The organism is Streptomyces sp. NPDC015346, from assembly GCF_043078785.1.
In the GTDB taxonomy this organism is placed as follows: Bacteria; Actinomycetota; Actinomycetes; order Streptomycetales; family Streptomycetaceae; genus Streptomyces.
Genome location: NZ_JBIBTW010000002.1, coordinates 805,506 through 822,302 on the forward strand (window position 1 = coordinate 805,506; position 16,797 = coordinate 822,302).

Annotated in this window: 12 protein-coding genes and 1 pseudogene; 4 read left to right on the forward strand and 9 right to left on the reverse strand. The window is 72.7% G+C overall.

Features of this window, described 5'->3' with window-relative positions:
- Positions 1-44: 44 nt before the first annotated feature.
- The 3 genes and pseudogenes from ACF06X_RS09630 to ACF06X_RS09640 form a co-directional block, all read right to left on the reverse strand.
- On the reverse strand, positions 45-1,355 hold the full coding sequence (locus ACF06X_RS09630) for an ABC transporter substrate-binding protein (RefSeq protein WP_392286655.1): 1,311 nt from the start codon (positions 1,353-1,355) through the stop codon (positions 45-47).
- A pseudogene (locus tag ACF06X_RS09635) lies at positions 1,355-2,193 on the reverse strand (carbohydrate ABC transporter permease). Before ACF06X_RS09635 ends, ACF06X_RS09630 begins: the two are co-directional and overlap by 1 nt.
- On the reverse strand, positions 2,190-3,131 hold the full coding sequence (locus ACF06X_RS09640; RefSeq protein WP_392286908.1) for a carbohydrate ABC transporter permease: 942 nt from the start codon (positions 3,129-3,131) through the stop codon (positions 2,190-2,192). Before ACF06X_RS09640 ends, ACF06X_RS09635 begins: the two are co-directional and overlap by 4 nt.
- 149 nt (positions 3,132-3,280) lie before the next feature.
- Between ACF06X_RS09640 and ACF06X_RS09645 the strand changes: the two genes are divergently transcribed.
- Together ACF06X_RS09645 and ACF06X_RS09650 are read left to right on the forward strand one after the other, a co-directional pair.
- Positions 3,281-4,144, forward strand: coding sequence for a phosphotransferase enzyme family protein (locus tag ACF06X_RS09645; RefSeq protein ID WP_392286656.1), 864 nt, complete (start codon positions 3,281-3,283; stop codon positions 4,142-4,144).
- Between the two features lie 46 nt (positions 4,145-4,190).
- Positions 4,191-5,024 carry an alpha/beta fold hydrolase gene (locus tag ACF06X_RS09650; RefSeq protein ID WP_392286657.1) on the forward strand — a complete coding sequence of 278 codons (834 nt, stop codon included), beginning with the start codon at positions 4,191-4,193 and terminating at the stop codon, positions 5,022-5,024.
- Positions 5,025-5,063: 39 nt separating this feature from the next.
- Here the strand turns inward: ACF06X_RS09650 and ACF06X_RS09655 are convergent, their stop codons facing one another.
- From ACF06X_RS09655 to ACF06X_RS09670, 4 genes are all read right to left on the reverse strand, one after another.
- Entirely contained in the window at positions 5,064-5,786 is a 723-nt protein-coding gene (locus tag ACF06X_RS09655) for a 3'-5' exonuclease (RefSeq protein ID WP_392286658.1), read from the reverse strand.
- Between the two features lie 75 nt (positions 5,787-5,861).
- Positions 5,862-7,115: an SAV2148 family HEPN domain-containing protein gene (locus ACF06X_RS09660; protein ID WP_392286659.1), complete on the reverse strand. Its 1,254-nt coding sequence runs from the start codon at positions 7,113-7,115 to the stop codon at positions 5,862-5,864.
- 109 nt (positions 7,116-7,224) lie between these two features.
- Complete coding sequence (locus ACF06X_RS09665; protein WP_392286660.1) at positions 7,225-8,532, reverse strand: copper amine oxidase; 1,308 nt, start codon at positions 8,530-8,532, stop codon at positions 7,225-7,227.
- Between the two features lie 102 nt (positions 8,533-8,634).
- Positions 8,635-9,483, reverse strand: coding sequence for a Tat pathway signal sequence domain protein (locus ACF06X_RS09670; RefSeq protein WP_392286661.1), 849 nt, complete (start codon positions 9,481-9,483; stop codon positions 8,635-8,637).
- A gap of 146 nt (positions 9,484-9,629) precedes the next feature.
- On the opposite strand from ACF06X_RS09670, the gene glgX reads away from it, so the two are divergent.
- Entirely contained in the window at positions 9,630-11,750 is a 2,121-nt protein-coding gene (glgX, locus tag ACF06X_RS09675) for a glycogen debranching protein GlgX (RefSeq protein WP_392286662.1), read from the forward strand.
- Between the two features lie 352 nt (positions 11,751-12,102).
- Here glgX and ACF06X_RS09680 read toward each other — a convergent pair whose 3' ends face one another.
- Positions 12,103-13,314, reverse strand: coding sequence for an MFS transporter (locus ACF06X_RS09680; protein WP_392286663.1), 1,212 nt, complete (start codon positions 13,312-13,314; stop codon positions 12,103-12,105).
- 81 nt (positions 13,315-13,395) lie between these two features.
- On the opposite strand from ACF06X_RS09680, the gene treY reads away from it, so the two are divergent.
- On the forward strand, positions 13,396-15,765 hold the full coding sequence (gene treY / locus ACF06X_RS09685) for a malto-oligosyltrehalose synthase (RefSeq protein WP_392286664.1): 2,370 nt from the start codon (positions 13,396-13,398) through the stop codon (positions 15,763-15,765).
- Here the strand turns inward: treY and ACF06X_RS09690 are convergent.
- A complete protein-coding gene (locus tag ACF06X_RS09690) occupies positions 15,722-16,795 on the reverse strand; it encodes a cytochrome P450 (protein WP_392286665.1) in 1,074 nt (357 codons plus the stop codon). The two genes, treY and ACF06X_RS09690, sit on opposite strands and share 44 nt — an antisense overlap.
- Positions 16,796-16,797 lie beyond the last annotated feature (2 nt).

Consider the following 16,797-nt stretch of genomic DNA (forward strand, 5'->3'; position numbering starts at 1 on the left):
AGACGTCTCGTCCACTCCCTTTCTTTCGACCGCCCCCTCGCGGCTCAGCCGCGCTGGTAGCGGGCGAGCACCAGATTGCCGTCCTCCACCAACCGTCTGCGCAGCTCATCGGCGTCGATGGCCCCGCTGTAGTACTCCTGGAACGCCGGCGTGGCCACCTTGTCCTTCCACTCGGGATAGCCGCGGACCGACTGCGCCGGAGCCGGGCGCAGCTGCTCGGCGACCGCCACCCCCGTCGCCCAGCCGTCCTTCGCGGTGTGCAGGGACGGGTCCGCGAGCGCCGCCGTACCGGTCGGCAGCATCCAGTCGCCGCGCGCCAGACGGACCATGTTGCGGGGCTGGAGGAAGAAGTCGAGGAACCGCGCCGCCTCCTTCTTGTACGGGCTGTCCTCGGCGATCGACAGCGTCTGCGGGCTGACGCCCTGGGCGAGTCCTTCCTTGCCGGCCGGCGCGGGCAGCACGATCCACTCGAAACCCTTCGGCGCCTGCTGGGTGATCTGCTGCCGGTAGGAGAAACCCAGCGGGACCATCGCGTACTTGCCGCCGAAGAAACCGGGCAGGGCGTCCGAGCCGCCCGTGCCGAGAGTGGAACGCGAGGCGCTGCGGTCGGTGTTGACCTGGTCGTGGACGGTTCCGGGCACGATCCCGTCGGCCTCGGTGAAGCGGACCGTGACCTTGCCGTCCGCGCCGCGGTGGAAGAGCTGTCCGCCGGCCGAGAGCCCGAGGTTGAGGCTGACCGAGACCGGCTCCTTGAGCGGCCAGGCGATCGCGTACCTCCCCTTGCCCATGGTCGCCGTCAGCTCCTTGGTGACCTGCCGGAACTCCTCCCAGCTCCACGGCCGTTCGGGGGTCGGGATCCGGACGCCCGAGGATTCCAGGATCTTCTTGTTCGCCATGATCACGCGCGGTTCCTGGAGGAACGGCACGCCGTAGATCCCCTCGCCGAAGGTCGTGGTCCGCCAGCTGCGCGCGGGGATGTCCGCCTTCAGCCGCGCGGGCAGGAGCGTGGTCAGGTCGGCGAGGTAGCCGCCGTAGGCGAAGTCGGCGAGGTCGTCGGAGGCGTCATGGATGATGTCGGGCGCCTCGCCGCCCTCGAAGGAGGTCAGGAGCTGGTCGTGGACGGAGTCCCAGCTGCCCTGGACGTACTCCACCTGGATGTCGGGGTGGGCGGCGTTCCACTCCGCCACCAGCTCCTTGTTGGCCTCGACGGACTCCTGCTGCCAGGCCAGGGACTGGAAGCGGAGCCGGATCTTCCCGCCCTCCGCGCGGTCCCCGTCCGAGGAGCAGCCGGCGAGCAGCAGGGCCAGCGCGGCCGCCGCCGCGGTGAGCACCCTGCGGGGACGTCCGGCGCGCATCAGGACTTCACCGCCCCTGCCAGCATCCCGCCCGTGATGCGTTTCTGGATGATCGCGAAGATCACCAGCGAGGGGATCGTGGCGAGGAACGCCGCCGCGGCCAGCGGCCCGAGGTCGGCGACGCCCTCGGCGCCGAGGAAGTGGGTGAGGACGACCGGCAAGGTCTGCTTCTCCGGGGTCTTGAGCAGGACGAGCGCGAAGAAGAACTCGTTCCATGCGGTGATGAAGGCGAAGAGCGCGGTGGCGACGATGCCGGGGGCGAGCAGCGGGGCGGTGACCGAGACGAGCGTACGGAGCTTCCCGGCGCCGTCGACGGCCGCGGCCTCCTCCAGCTCGGCCGGGACGGCCCGTACGTACCCGGCCAGCATCCACAGCGCGAACGGCAGCGACCAGACGACGTACACCAGGACCAGTCCGAAGAGGCTGTTGATCAGGTGCAGGTTCTTGAGGACGAGAGCGGGATGATCACCAGGACGAAGGGGAACGCCTGGCTGATCACCACCCAGCCGGTGGCGGCCGTGGCGAGCCGGCCGCGGTGGCGGGCCATCACATAGGCCATGGGCGTGGCGATGAGGACGGCGATCAGGGCCGCGGAGAGGGCGGCGAGCAGGCTGTTCCCGGCGGCCCGGAGCAGCGGCTGCTCGTCGAAGGCCTGCCGGAAGTTGGCGAGGGTGGGCTCCTCCGGGATCCAGGTGGGGTGGAGCGAGCCGAGTTCGGTGGCCGGCTTGAAGGCGGTGGAGATCAGCCAGAGGAACGGGAAGGCGAGGAACACCAGATACGCGAGAAGCGCGAGGTACTGGCCGAACCTCGCGGGCCTGCTGGTACGGAGTGTGCTCACCGGTCCTGGTCCCCCTTCAGCCGTCCGACGAGATAGAGGGCGAGGAGCACGGAGATGACGGCGACCATGACACAGCCCATGGCGGCGGCGTACCCGAACTGTCCGTAACGGAAGGCCTCTTCGTAGGCGAAGAGCATGGGAAGCCGGGTGCGGCCGCCGGGTCCGCCGTTGGTCAGGACGTAGACCAGGGCGAAGGAGTTGAAGTTCCAGATGAAGTTGAGCGCGGTGATGGCGAGGGCGACCGGCTTGAGGGCGGGCCAGGTGACGGTACGGAAGCGGCGCCAGGCGCCCGCGCCGTCGAGGGCGGCGGCCTCGTGGAGTTCGTGCGGGGTGTTCTGCAGCCCGGCGAGCAGGGCGACCGTGGTCTGCGGCATGCCGGCCCAGACGCCGACGAGGATCACGGCCGGCAGGGCGGTGGCGAGCCCGGTGAGCCAGTCGCGCCCGTCGCCCAGGCCCAGGTCGCGGAGGGTCTCGTTGAGGATGCCGGCGTCGGGGTTGTAGACCAGCCGCCACATGATGCCGACCACGACCTCGGGCATCGCCCAGGGGATGATCGCGAGCGCCCGCGCCAGCCAGCGGAAGCGGAGGTTCTGGTTGAGCAGCAGCGCGAGGCCGAGGGCGAGCAGGAACTGCGGGACGGTGACGCCGACGGCCCAGAGCAGGCCGATCCGGAAGGACTCCCAGAAGAGCGAGTCGTGCAGCAGGTCCTGGAAGTTGAGCGTGCCCACCCACCGGGTGGCCTGGGTGCGGCCGGACTGGGCGTCGGTGAAGGCGAGGAGGATGCCGTAGACCAGCGGCCCGACGCTCAGGATCAGGATGGGGATCAGGGCGGGCAGCACGAGGAACCAGGCGCCGTGGTCCCGCCCCGGCGGCCGCGCGCGTCCGGGTCTCTCGCCGGCGGCCGCTGTTCCGCCGGACCGCTTCGTCGCGGTCTCCACACTCACAGATTCGACCCCTTATGCGCCTTTTGCCACGTTGCATCGGCCTCCGTCATGGTCCTGACGGTCCGTCGCTTCGTCAAGGCCACCTGCACGGATGCGAGACTTTGGCTGATTCGCACACGCATCGGTGAGATACGGAGAGACGGATGGACGAGGCGCGGGCACGGGAGATCCTGGCCGCCGCGGGGCTGCCGGCCCGGGAGCCGGAGGCGTCGCTGCTCGCCCTCGGCGAGAACGCGGTCTTCGCCGTGGGCGGTCTCGTGGTCAAGATCGGCCGGGACGCGGAGCTGCTGGCCCGCGCCGAGCGGGAGCTGGCGCTCGCCGACTGGCTCGCCGAGAGCGGCGTCCCTGCCGTACGGGCGGCCGAGCCGAAGCCGCGTCTGGTGGACGGCCACCCGGTCACCCTCTGGCACCGGCTGCCGCAGGCCGTCCGGCCGGCCGAACCCCGCGACCTCGCGCCGCTGCTGCGCCGGGTCCACACGCTGCCGGAGCCGACGTCCTTCACCCTCCCCCGCCGCGAACTGCTCGACGGGGTCGAGCGGTGGCTGCGGCTCGCCGGTGACGCCATCGACCCGGCCGACGCGGCCTTCCTGCGGGAGCGGCGCGACTCCTTCGCCCCGGCGGCGGCCGCGCTCACCCCGCACCTCACCCCGGGCCCGGTCCACGGCGACGCGCTGCCCCGCAACGTCCACGTCGGCCCCGACGGGCCGGTCCTCGTCGACCTGGAGACCTTCTCCTCCGACCTGCGCGAGCACGACCTCGTGGTCCTCGCCCTCTCCCGCGACCGGTACGGGCTCGACCCCGCCGCCTACGACGCCTTCACCGAGGCGTACGGCTGGGACGTGCGCGACTGGGAGGGATGCGCTGTGCTGCGCGGGGCCCGGGAGACCGCGAGCTGCGCCTGGGTGGCCCAGCACGCGCCGGCGAACCCGAAGGCGCTGGCCGAGTTCGAGCGGCGGGTGGCCTCGCTGCGGGACGGTGACCCCGAGGTGCGCTGGTACCCGTTCTGACATCATGACCGGGACCGGAAAAGGCCTTCGGGAACGGGGTGTTGTGATGCGTGTGGAGCTGGCCGAGGTGGCCCTGGACGTCGAGGTGAGCGGCGAGGGCCCCACCGTGCTGCTGGTGCACGGCTTCCCCGACAGCCACCACCTCTGGCGCCATCAGGTGCCGGCCCTGACCGCCGCCGGATACCGGTGCGTGGCTCCGACGCTGCGCGGCTTCGGCGCCTCGGACCGGCCCGAGGGCGGCCCGGAGGCGTACCACCCGGCCAAGCACGTCGGCGATCTGCTCCAGCTCCTCGACCGGCTGGGGGCCGCCGGGCCGGTCCATCTGATCGGTCACGACTGGGGCTCGGGCATCGTGCAGGGCCTCGCCCAGGTCGCGCCCGACCGGATGGCCAGCTTGAGCATCCTGTCCGTGGGGCATCTCGCGGCGATCCGTGACGCGGGCTGGGAGCAGAGGCAGCGGTCCTGGTACATGGTCCTCTTCCAGCTCGCGGGGCTCGCCGAGGACTGGCTCGCGCGGGACGACTTCGCCAACTTCCGGGACATGCTGGGCGAACACCCCGACGCGGAGGCGGTCGTCGAGCCGCTGCGCGCGCCCGGCGCGCTCACGGCCGCCCTGAACATCTACCGTGCCGGCCTTCCGGCCGAGGTGCAGTTCGGTCCGGCCCTGCCGGTGCCGCCGCTGCCCGGTCCCGTGATGGGTGTCTGGTCCACCGGCGACCGCTTCCTCACGGAGCGGTCGATGACCGGCACCGCCAAGCACGTGGACGGCACCTGGCGCTACGAGCGCGTCGAGAACGCGGGCCACTGGCTCCCGCTGGACCGTCCGGAGCGCGTCAACGAACTGCTCCTGGACTTCCTCGCCGAGAACCCGGCGGGCTGACGGTCCCGCCCACGTCCCGCCCGTCAGGAGGCCACCGGCTCAGGAGGCCACCGGCGCGAGCTCCCGCAGGGGCCACGACGGGTCGACGACCGCCTCCGGGCTCCCCTTGCGGCGCAGGAAGTCCTGGAAGTCCTCCGCCCAGACGCGGTACCAGTCGATCTGACGCTCGTGCAGTTCGACCGGGGTGAGCGCGGCGACCGACGGGTGCCGCTCGGCTATCGCCACGGCCACCCGCACGGCGGCCAGCGCGTCGGCGGCGGCCTGGTGCGCGGTGTCGAGGACCACGCCGTACTCCCCGCAGACCGCCTCCAGATTCCGCTTCCCCCGGCGGTAGCGGTCGACGGCCCGGTCGATGGTGTACGGGTCGACGACCGGGCCGATGCCCGCGCCGCCGAGCCGGTCGCTCAGCGAGGGGAGTCCGTGGCGGCGCAGTTCGGCGGAGAGCAGGGTCAGGTCGAAGGCCGCGTTGTACGCCACGACCGGGACGCCCTGGCGCCAGTACCCCGTCAGGGTCTCGGCGATCTCGTCGGCCACCTCGCGCACCGGGCGGCCTTCGGCGGCCGCCCGTTCGTTGCTGATGCCGTGGATCGCGGACGCCTGTGCCGGGATGCGGATCCCCGGGTCGGCGAGCCAGTCCCGCTGCCGCACCACCCGTCCACCGTGGACGCCGACGATCGAGGCCGTCACGATCCGTGCCTCCAGCGGTTCGGTGCCGGTCGTCTCCAGGTCGAAACCGACCAGCTCTTCCCCATGCCAAGCCATCGGGTCCTCCTTACGTGATCTCCCCCGTGGTGCTGAACACCCTCGCACGCGCCACTGACAACGCCCTCGGGAGACTCAGGAGACCGGACGGGAGTCGAGCCACACCGACTCGAACTCCTCCCTGTATGTCTCGAAAAGTCCGTGTTCGCCGTCCCGGCCGTCCGGCCCACCGGCCCGCACCACGTTCCGCCCGCCGCCGCGCAGCACGAGCACCGGCGCCTCCATCCCGCGCGCCCGCCGCAGATAGGACTGGACGACGGCGACCCCGTCCGGACCGTCCCCGTCGACGAGGTAGGCGGTGAAGCGCGGGGTCTCGTCGAAGACGTGGATCTGGAAGGCGCCCGGGTCCCGCAGCTTGGAGCGCACCCGGCGCATGTGGAGGATGTTCATCTCCACCGAGCGGCTCAGCTCCCCCTTCTTCAGACCCAGTTCGCGCTCGCGCCGCTTGACGGCGCTGCTGGCCGGGTTGAGGAACAGCAGCCGTATCCGGCAGCCCGACTCGGCGAGCCTGACCAGACGCCGCCCGGAGAAGTTCTGCACCAGCAGGTTCAGACCTATCCCGGTGGCGTCGAGGCGCCGCGCCCCGCCGAACAGGTCCTCGGCGGGGATCTGCCGCTGCAACCGCACCCGGTCGGAGTGGACCGAGACCACGTCCGCGTACCGGTCGCCGACCAGGTCCTCGACCGCGTCCACGGGGAGCCGGTCGGCGGACGGCACACCCGCCCCGCTGCCGAGGATCTCCAGAAGACGGGCCGAGGCCCGTTCGGACTGGGCGAGGACGGTCAGCGAGAGGGCGCGGTTGCGGGAGACGACGTTCCGCGTCACCTCCAGCTCGTCCAGGGCGAGTTCGACCTCGCGCCGGTCGTCGAAGTAGGGCTCGAAGCAGGGCCAGTGCTGCACCATCAGCTCCCGCAGCTGCGGGAGCGTGAGGAAGCTGAGGACGTTGTCGTCGGCCGGGTCGAGGAGATAGCCCTTGCGCCGCGAGACCTCCCGGACGGCGACCGCCCGCTGCACCCACTCCTGGCCGGCCGGACCGGCCGCGGCCACCACCCAGTCCTCGCCGTGCACCGGCTCGTACACCGGCCGCAGGACGGCGGCGACCACCGCCCGCAACCGCTGCTCGACGAGATTCAGCCAAATGTACGCCCGCCCCGCCCGCTGGGCCCGGGTGCGCACCTCGCTCCAGGCCTCGGCGCCCCAGTCGAGCTCCGCCCCGATCTCCATCGGCCTGGCGACCGAGACCGCTCCGGGCGGCACGTCCACGGGGTCCGAGGAGTCCCCCTCGTGACCCGCGTCACCTGGGGGCAGCTCCAGACCTCCCGAGCTCACCCGCGCACCGCCTTCTGCTCCCGAACGCCCGATCCGACCGTCTGTCAACGATCAAGGAAGGGTACTCCGGGAGCGGGAGGCGGTGCAGCAGGATCGGCAGGCTCGTGACTCAACTGCCCTGTCGCGGAGCCCCGTTCTGGTCGGCGAGATCGGCGGGAGTGAGCGGATTCATAGCGGTCACGTCCCTGGGCGCGAGCTGGAAGCCCTGCCAGTGCACCGGCATCGGCTGCTGGTCCTCGTCCCGGGCGATGTGGTGGAACCCGATGTTGACCCAGACGGCGGGGTCGGTCAGCGTCTCGCCGTTGACCCACTTGTCCACGCTGTCGGGTGCGTTCGGGCCGCAGTTCAGGATGTTGTTGCTGGCGAACTGCTCACAGGCGCGGCTCTGGGTGAAGTAGATGTCGTGCTTGGTGAAGCCGCGCCCCGCGTGGGTGTTCGAGGGGCCGGGCACGATCTCGTACGAGCGGGGGTGGCCGTCCTTGTTCTTGCCGGTGGCGCTGACCACCCGCCACCAGCGCATGTTCTTCGCGTCCCCGGCGAGCTCCTTGGTGACCGGGGTACGGGTGGTCTTGACGGTCGGGCCGCCGTTGCGGCTCGGGGCGGTGACCTTGGAGTCGTACTGCTCGATCCGGTCCTTGACGCTGCCGTCGAGGCCGAAGTCGAGCCGCCAGAAGACGTTGTGGGCGTGGCTGGTGGCGTAGGAGCGGGCGCCGTGGCCGATGGGCCAGCCGCGCCCGTCGGTCCCGTTGTAGTCGCCGGGCGCGAGGCTGCCGGTGGCCCCGACGTTGGCGGCGATGGTGCCGTCGGAGGAGAAGCGCCACTCGGTGATGTACTCGTACCAGGCGACCTTGTTGACGGTGTAGACGAGCAGGTCCTTGCCCTGGGACTGCCAGACCTTGGTGCCCTCGTCGTTGGCCATCCGGTAGGCGTGTCCCCGCGCCCGGGTCGTGGTGCACAGGCCGCTCACGTCGCCGAGCTCGGGGACCTTGACCTTGGCGATGGTGCCGCCGGGGCACTCGGCCGGCTTCAGGTTCTGCAGACCCCAGCCGAACCCGGCGCCGGTGAGGTCGTCGTACTCGGCGTTGCCGTCGTCGTACGGCACATGGATCTGGGCGAGCTTGGCGCTGGTCAGGACGCGTATCGGGGTGGCCTGGTTCTTGGGCTGGTAGGTCACCTTGTCCAGGACGAGCCCGGAGTCGGTGTCGTACCGCCAGCACATGCGCCAGGTGGTCCCGCCGTCGAGCTTCTGCTCGATGCGGTAGGCGGCGGAGCAGTCGGGCCGGGGCGGCGCGGGCGCGGCGGGGGCCGCGGTGGCGGAGGTCACCGGTCCCGCGGCGGCCGTGGCGGTGGCGAGCAGGGCGGCCGCGGCGAGCACGGCGCCGTGCTTGCGGGCGCCGGTGAGCGACGGAGCGGGCATGGATACGAACTCCCTCGTACGGGCGTACAGGCGTACGGACGTTCAGATGGCGGATGGACGTGCGGGTGGTCGGTCCGCACGGGACGCCGGCGGCGCCGGAGGTCAGCCGACGCGGGTGACGGTCCTGGCGCTCAGGTCGACGATCAGGTTCCGGGTGTCGATCCAGGAACCGTTGAGGATCTTGGTGACCAGCCGGACGCAGCGGTGTTCGCCGCACTTCACGAGCGGCGCCGGGACGTTCGCCTCGCGGTACGGGCGGTAGACGTCCCCGTTGAACCAGAGCTGGTCGGCCGAGGTCAGAGGCTTGCCGGTGGCGTCCTTGTAGTCCTCGCGGACGCCGTCGCCGAGCTTGCCCGCCAGGATGAGTTCGAGGGCCTCGCGCAGCTCGTCGGGGTGCGCCGAGGGCTGGACCCCGCGCTGCACGGCCGCGTTCTCGACCTTGCCGGTGGCGAGGTTGATGGTCCGGGTGATCAGCTCGTCGCGTTCGTAGTCGTAGAACCGCACCTCGGCGCGGCGTGGCGCGGCCGGGTCGTCGATCTCCTCGGGGCGCGGGTCGGCCAGCTCGGTGGCCAGGTGCTGGGGCCCGCGGGCCCCCTCGACATCGCGCTGGGCGGCCCTGGCCGGCGGGGTCAGCGCCAGCGCGGCGGCCCGCCGCAGCTCGTCGTCGGTGAGCGGATCGGTGCCCACCCCCTTCTCCCCCTCCGGCGGCGCGGTGGCCATGGTCGCCGGCCCCGGCGGGCTCCCCGCCCCCTCGGCGGCGCCCGTCCCCCCGTCCGTCCCCTCGGGCGCCGCCGATCCGGCGCCACGCCCGGCGGCGGCTCCGGTTCTCGCGGTGTCCTCGGCCCCCGCGGTCCCCGGCAGGGTGATCCCCACCATGACGGCGGTCCCGGTCACCGCGATGGCCGCGCCCGCCACCACCTTCCCCAGATGGCGGCGCACTATTTCGTACACACTTCCCCCTTGTACTGCGGTTCTCCCCTATTTCCCTGCGGTCACCCGGTAGGACGGGCCGAAGTCCTAGGAGGTTGCCCGTCTTTCGGGCAGGATTTGGCCGGAGTGCACCCCCACACCCGGATCAGAATGGAAGAGTCTTATCTATGCAGGTCTGGCCGGGACAGGCGTATCCCCTGGGCGCCACCTACGACGGCGCCGGAACAAATTTCGCGGTCTTCTCCGAGGCCGCCGACAGAATCGAGCTGTGTCTGCTCCACGACGACGGCTCGGAGACCGCGGTGGAGCTGCGCGAGACGGACGCCTTCGTCCGGCACGCCTATCTGCCGGGAGTGATGCCGGGTCAGCGGTACGGATTCCGGGTCCACGGGCCGTACGCGCCGGAGCGCGGGCAGCGCTGCAACTCGGCGAAGCTGCTCCTCGACCCCTACGCCCGCGCGGTGTCGGGCTCCATCGACTGGAGCGAGGCGGTGTACGGCTACCACTTCGGGCGGCCGGACTCGCGCAACGACCTCGACTCCGCGCCGCACACGATGTCCTCGGTCGTGGTCAATCCCTACTTCGACTGGGGTGACGACCGGCGGCCGCGTACCGACTACCACCGGACGGTGATCTACGAGGCCCATGTGAAGGGCCTCACGATGCTCCATCCGGAGCTGCCCGAGGAGCTGCGCGGGACGTACGCGGGGCTCGCGCACCCCTCGGTGATCGGTCACCTGAAGGAACTGGGTGTCACGGCCCTGGAGTTGATGCCGGTCCACCAGTTCGTCAACGACCACCGCCTGGTGGACGCGGGCCTGGCGAACTACTGGGGCTACAACACCATCGGCTTCTTCGCGCCGCACAACGCGTACGCCTCCTGGGGCGACCGGGGCCAGCAGGTCCTGGAGTTCAAGTCGGCGGTGCGGGCGCTGCACCAGGCCGGTATCGAGGTCATCCTCGACGTCGTCTACAACCACACGGCCGAGGGCAATCACCTGGGCCCGACGCTCTCCTTCCGGGGGCTCGACAACCCCTCGTACTACCGGCTCTCGAACGACCGCCGCTACTACACCGACACCACCGGCACCGGAAACTCGCTGCTCATGCGGTCGCCGCACGTGCTGCAGCTGATCATGGACAGCCTGCGGTACTGGGTGACGGAGATGCATGTCGACGGCTTCCGCTTCGACCTGGCGGCGACGCTGGCGAGGCAGTTCCACGAGGTGGACCGGCTGTCGTCCTTCTTCGACCTGGTGCAGCAGGATCCGGTGGTCAGCCAGGTGAAGCTGATCGCCGAGCCCTGGGACGTGGGCGAGGGCGGCTACCAGGTGGGGAACTTCCCGCCGCTGTGGACCGAGTGGAACGGCAAGTACCGCGACTGCGTGCGCGATCTGTGGCGCGGCGAGCCGCGGACGCTGGCGGAGTTCGCGTCCCGGCTTACCGGCTCCTCCGACCTCTACCAGGACGACGGCCGGCGCCCGCTGGCCTCGGTCAACTTCGTGACCTGCCACGACGGGTTCACGCTGCGCGACCTCGTCTCGTACGACCACAAGCACAACGAGGCGAACGGCGAGGGCAACCGGGACGGGGAGAGCCACAACCGGTCCTGGAACTGCGGCGCCGAGGGCGACACGGACGACATCGGCATCCGGGAGCTGCGGGCCCGCCAGATGCGGAACTTCCTGGCGACGCTGATGCTGTCGCAGGGCGTGCCGATGCTGAGCCACGGCGACGAGTTCGGGCGGACGCAGGGCGGCAACAACAACGCGTACTGCCAGGACAACGAGGTCGCGTGGGTGCGGTGGCCGGAGCCGGGGGCCGAGGAGGAGGGCACGCTGCTCGAGTTCACCCGGGCGATGGTGCGGCTGCGCCGCGACCACCCGGTGTTCAGGCGGCGCCGCTTCTTCCACGGGCGTCCCGTGGAGGGCACGCACGACGAGCTGACGGACATCGCCTGGTTCACGCCGGAGGGCGAGGAGATGACGTCGCGGGACTGGCAGGCGGCGCACGCGCAGGCCCTGACGGTCTTCCTGAACGGGAACGCGATCTCGGAGCCGGGACCGCAGGGGGAACGGATCGCGGACGACTCGTTCCTGCTGATGTTCAACGCGTCGTCGCAGGAGCTGGAGTTCGAGGTGCCGGTCAACCACGGGCAGACCTGGCGCGTGGTCGTCGACACGTCCCACCCGGAGGGGATCCCGCCGCAGGAGGGCCCGAAGGTGGCGGCCGGCGAACGGGTGACCCTGGCCCCCCTCAGCCTGACGGTCCTCCGCCGCCCGGCTTAGGCCCCGGAGGCCCGCCCGCCCCGTTGCGCCCCCGGCCCCGCCGGGGCGGGCCCCCGCCCTGAACCCCCACCCCGCCCCGTGTGGGCAATCGTCCCGCAGGGCGGGACGGGTGGGCACACGGGACGGCGCCCTTGCCGGGCCCAGGCTCCCGGTCCGTACGGTCACCACAGGTGCGGCGCCGTCGTGGGGTTGTGCCCACCCTCCCCCAGACTCCGTCCGGGGGGATTCCCATCGCCCTGCGGAACAGTTGCCCACAAACCGGCGGGGCGGTGCGGGTGGCCGCAACGTGGCGGGGTGGGCGTGGAGCCCGGCCGGCGGAGCGGGCGCGCGCAACGGGGCGGGCGGGCGGCGGTCAGGAGGTCCGCGCGGGCTTCTGGTGCACGGGGGCCCAGGAGAGGGGGACGCAGAGGAGGGCCGCCGCCACCGCCACCGCGAAGGCCGCCGGCGCCCCGTAGCCTTCCGCCAGGCGGCCCGAGAGGGCCAGCGCCAGCGCCTGGCCGCCGACGACCCCGCTCGTCAGGAAGGCCATGGACTCGGCGAGCCGGGACGCCGGGACCGTCCGCTCCGTCAGGCCGAAGACCGTGATGAGGTGCGGCGCGTACGCCGCGCCGAGCACGACCACCACCACGTACAACCCCACGAGCGAGTCGACGAACAGCAGCGGAACCGAAAGCACCACGAGCGCCCCCGTCGCCACCCGCCACCTCGTCGCGAGCCCGATCCGCGCCGGCACCGCCGCCATCGACAGCCCGACGGCCGCGCTCATCACCCCCATCGCGGCGTAGACGAGCCCCGCCTGGGCCGGAGCGCCGAGCTTCTCGGTGAGCGCGGTGATCCCCGCCTGCGAGGCGCCGAACATGGCGCCCTGAAGCACCATCGTGACCCGAAGGGCGTACGCGGACCGGGGCAGCCGCCCCCGTTGGGCCGCGCCCGTCCGAGTGGTGCCCGCCCCTCCCCGCGCCTCCGCCACCCCCGCCGACGGGTGCAGGGCGAACGCCGTGCCACACGTCGCCAGGAGAACCGCCGCCAGGACCAGCGCCGCCGCCGGATGCGCGAGCGCCGCGGCGAGCCCGACCAGCGCGGGGCCGAGGACGAACGACACCTCGTCCAGCGTCCCTTCGAACGACAGCAGCGCCCCCACCCGGCGGTCGTCCGCCCCCGAGCGTCGCGCCAGGGCGACCGACCGGGTCCGGGCGAGCGGCCCGACCTGCGGGACGGTCGCACCGGCGAGCGCCCCGAGCAGCACCAGCCACCCCGTCGCCGCGTGCCCGAGCGCCGCGACCACCAGCGCCGCCACGGCCACCGCGTTGGCCAGCGAGGCCGCGAGGACGACCCCGCGCTGTCCGCGCCGGTCGGCGAGCCGGCCGATGACCGGTCCGGCGACCGTCTGTCCCGCCGCGAGCGCCCCTCCCGCGAGCCCCGCCGTGGTGAGGGATCCGCTGGTCTCCGCGACCAGGAGCAGGCTGCCGAGCTGGCACATGGCGGTCGGCAGCCGCCCCAGGAACGAGACGACCGGAAGCACCGGTCCGAGCAGGGAGAGGGTGTCGCGATACATCCGAAGCATCGGCCGAACGTAACGCGATGCACCCGAACGGACGCATGAGGCGATGACACAGAAGCCTCTCAGGCGGGTACGTACGTTCGCATGACGCCCTCGCCCACCGCCTCGACGCTTCCCACCGCCACCTACCGGCTCCAGATCCAACCGGAGTTCCCGTTCTCGGCCGCCGAGCGGGCCGTCCCGTATCTCGCCGGCCTCGGGGTGTCCCACCTGCACCTCTCGCCGGTCCTGGAGGCCGTGCCAGGCTCGACGCACGGCTACGACGTCACCGACCACCGCGCGGTCCGGGCCGAGCTGGGCGGCGAAGAGGGCCTGCGGGCGCTCGCCGCGACAGCCCGGGCGCACGGCCTGGGCCTGGTCGTGGACCTGGTGCCCAATCACATGGCCGCCTCCCCCCGGCACAACCACGCGCTGCGCGCGGTGCTCCGCGACGGCCCGGACTCCCCCTACGCCCGCTGGTTCGACATCGACTGGGCGGCGGAGGACGGCCGGATGCTGCTGCCCGTCCTGCCTGGCCGGCTTCCCGAAGTGCGGGAGCGGATGCGGGTCGCCGACGGGGCGCTGCACCTCGACGGGCAGGACTTCCCGCTGCGCGCCGGCACGGAGGACCTGCCCCTGACCGAGCTGCTCGACGCCCAGTGGTACCGCCTCGCCTGGTGGCGGCTGGCCCGCACCGAGCTCAACTACCGCCGCTTCTTCACCATCTCGGATCTGATCGGGGTCCGGGCGGAGGACCCCGAGGTCTTCGCGGCGACCCACGAGAAGATCGTGGAGCTGGTACGGGACGGGGTGATCGAGGGCCTGCGGATCGACCACCCGGACGGGCTCGTCGACCCCGAGGGGTATCTGGAGCGGCTGCGCGAGGCGACGGAGGGCCGTTGCTGGACGGTCGTGGAGAAGATCCTCACCGGCACGGAACCGCTTCCGTCGTCCTGGCCCGTCGCGGGGACCACCGGCTACGACGCCCTGCGCTACGTCGACGGAGTCTTCGTCGACCCCGTCGGCTTCGACGAACTGCTCGACCTCTACCGGGACTTCGTCGGACGGGCCGGGGACAGGGGCGGCTACTGGGAGGCGACCGCCCGGCGGGCCGCCTACAAGGTCGTGACGCACGAACTGGCCGCGGAGACGGCCGCCCTGACCCGGATCGCCGGGCGGATCTGCGCCGCCGACCCCGACCTGCGCGACCACGCGCCCTGGGCGCTGCTGACGGCGATCCGCGAACTCCTCGTCCGCGTCCCCGTCTACCGCACGTACCGGACGGGCGGCGAGAGCGTCCTCACCCCGGACGCGGCCCGTGGGGCGAAGGCGGCCTTCGCCGTGCCCGAGGAGGCCTCGGCGGTCGACACCGTACGGGACCTGGCGCTCGGCCGGCTCGGCGAGGGGCCCGAACACCAGGCCTTCCAGGCGCGGTTCGCGCAGACCTCCTCGGCGCTGCGCGCCAAGTCCGTGGAGGACACGGCCTTCTACCGCTACACCCCTCTCCTGTCGGCCAACGAGGTCGGCGGCGATCCCGGACGTCCCGCCGTGACACCGGAGGAGTTCCACGCCTACTGCCTGCGGCTCGCCCGGGACTGGCCCGCCACCGGGACCGTCCTGACCACGCACGACACCAAGCGCAGCGCCGACGTCCGGGCCGGGATCGCCGTGCTGTCCCAGTGCCCGCGCGTGTGGGCCGGCCTGCTGGAGGAGGTGGCCGGGGTGCCCGCGCCCGACCCGCATCTGGCGTGGACCGCGTGGCAGACCGCGTTCGGCTTCGGCACCCCGGACGCCGGCCGGCTTGGGCCCGCGGTGCTGAAGTCCGTACGGGAGGCGGGGCTGCACACCAGCTGGACCGAGCCCGATCCGGCGTACGAGCGGGCCGTGAACGAGTTCGTGGCGGCCGGCCCCGGCCGGATTCCGCTGCGGGCCGCGTCCGAGGCGGCCTTCGCCCTGGAGCCGCACATCCGGGCGCAGGTCCTCGGCGCGGCCCTGGTGCAGCTGACGATGCCGGGGGTGCCGGAGCTGTACCAGGGGACGGAGCGGGAGTACCGCGCGCTCGTCGACCCCGACAACCGGCGGCCGTTCACGGTCGGTCCCGACGACGAGAAGACGGTGGTGGTCCGGGCGGCCCTTGCCCTGCGGCGCCGGCACCCGGAGCTCTTCGGCGAGGCGGGCGGCTACGCCCCGCTGGCCGCGGCCGGGCCCGCGGCCGGCCACTGCCTGGCCTTCACCCGCTCCGACGAGGTGGTCACGGCGGTCACCCGGCTGCCGCTGCGGCTCGCGGAGGCGGGCGGCTGGCAGGACACGGAGCTGGTCCTTCCGGCCGGCCGCTGGTTCGATCTCCTCGACGGTGTACGGGAGTTCACCGGTGGCCCGGACTCGGAGGTGAAGCTGGCGGAGCTGTTCGCCGAGCGTCCGGTGGCGCTGCTCAGCCGCCGGGCCGTACGAGAAGGGTCCGGGGGGCTCGGGTGATCAGACCGGCCGGCTCGGGCCGGAAGCCGTCGGCGAGGCGCAGCTTCGGCATGGCGTCGAGCAGCGCGCGCACGGCGTACTCGGCCTCCAGGGCGGCGAGGAGGACCGCGGGGCAGGTGCCGCTGCCGTAGGTGAGCTGGCCGGGGTCGTCGCGCTGCGGGTCGTAGCGGTCGGGGTCGCGGAACCGTTCGGGGTCCCGGCCGGCCGCTCCGATCAGCAGGGCGACCGACTCCCCCGCCGGGATGGTGCCGCCGCTGACCCGGACCTCGGCGCCGGTGCGGCGTACGGCGATCTGGACGGGCGGGTCCCGGCGGAGCGATTCGGTCCAGGCGCGGGCGATCTGGCCGGCCGGGGCGTCCTGGAGCGCCGCGGCGCGCTCGCGGTCGGCGAGGACGTTGGCGAGGAAGGAGGCCAGGGCCTTCTCCCGTACCGAGATCTGGCCGGTGCACTGGCCGGCGAGCGCGGAGGCGGCCCGGCCGCGCACGAGGCGCATCATGTCGCGGTAGGGCACGCCGATCGCGGCGGCGACGGTCCCGGCGGGCAGCCAGCGGCAGAAGTCGGCGACCAGGTCGGCCTGGGTCCGGTCGGCGATCCGCCGGGCGAGGAGGTACGCGGTGTGGGCGGCGACGCGGCGCAGCTCGCCCTCGTCGACCTCGGCATGGGTCTGCGCGCAGGGCGGGTCGCCGGGCCGGTGGCCGTGGGTGAACCGGGCATCGGTGAGGGCGGCGGCGACGTCGGCGTACCGGCTGAGGACCCAGGCCCGCAGCAGCGGGTCGTAGGTGAGCGGGAACTCCTCGCGGAGCACGCGGTGGACGGGGTACGGGTCGCGCGCGGCTCCGGGGTCGAGCGGACTGGGCGCGACGGTCCGCGCGGCGGAGGCCTCGCCCGCCGCGGGCCGGGCGGTCATGAGCCGCCCGGCGGCGGTGGGGGGCACGACGGCGCTGCTCGCCGGTGATCCGGCCGGCGCCATCGGCGGAAGCTCCGCCCATCCGCCGCGCCGCCGTATGCCCGGCTTCGACGTGTCGCTCATCG

What these genes read in the sequence shown, in the direction of transcription:
- ACF06X_RS09645 (WP_392286656.1), top strand. Translation starts at nt 3,281, where the DNA reads ATGGACGAGGCGCGGGCACGGGAGATCCTGGCCGCCGCGGGGCTGCCG.
- ACF06X_RS09630 (WP_392286655.1), bottom strand. Translation starts at nt 1,355, where the DNA reads ATGCGCGCCGGACGTCCCCGCAGGGTGCTCACCGCGGCGGCGGCCGCG.
- treY (WP_392286664.1), top strand. Translation starts at nt 13,396, where the DNA reads ATGACGCCCTCGCCCACCGCCTCGACGCTTCCCACCGCCACCTACCGG.
- ACF06X_RS09655 (WP_392286658.1), bottom strand. Translation starts at nt 5,786, where the DNA reads ATGGCTTGGCATGGGGAAGAGCTGGTCGGTTTCGACCTGGAGACGACC.
- glgX (WP_392286662.1), top strand. Translation starts at nt 9,630, where the DNA reads ATGCAGGTCTGGCCGGGACAGGCGTATCCCCTGGGCGCCACCTACGAC.
- ACF06X_RS09665 (WP_392286660.1), bottom strand. Translation starts at nt 8,532, where the DNA reads ATGCCCGCTCCGTCGCTCACCGGCGCCCGCAAGCACGGCGCCGTGCTC.
- ACF06X_RS09690 (WP_392286665.1), bottom strand. Translation starts at nt 16,795, where the DNA reads ATGAGCGACACGTCGAAGCCGGGCATACGGCGGCGCGGCGGATGGGCG.
- ACF06X_RS09680 (WP_392286663.1), bottom strand. Translation starts at nt 13,314, where the DNA reads ATGCTTCGGATGTATCGCGACACCCTCTCCCTGCTCGGACCGGTGCTT.
- ACF06X_RS09650 (WP_392286657.1), top strand. Translation starts at nt 4,191, where the DNA reads ATGCGTGTGGAGCTGGCCGAGGTGGCCCTGGACGTCGAGGTGAGCGGC.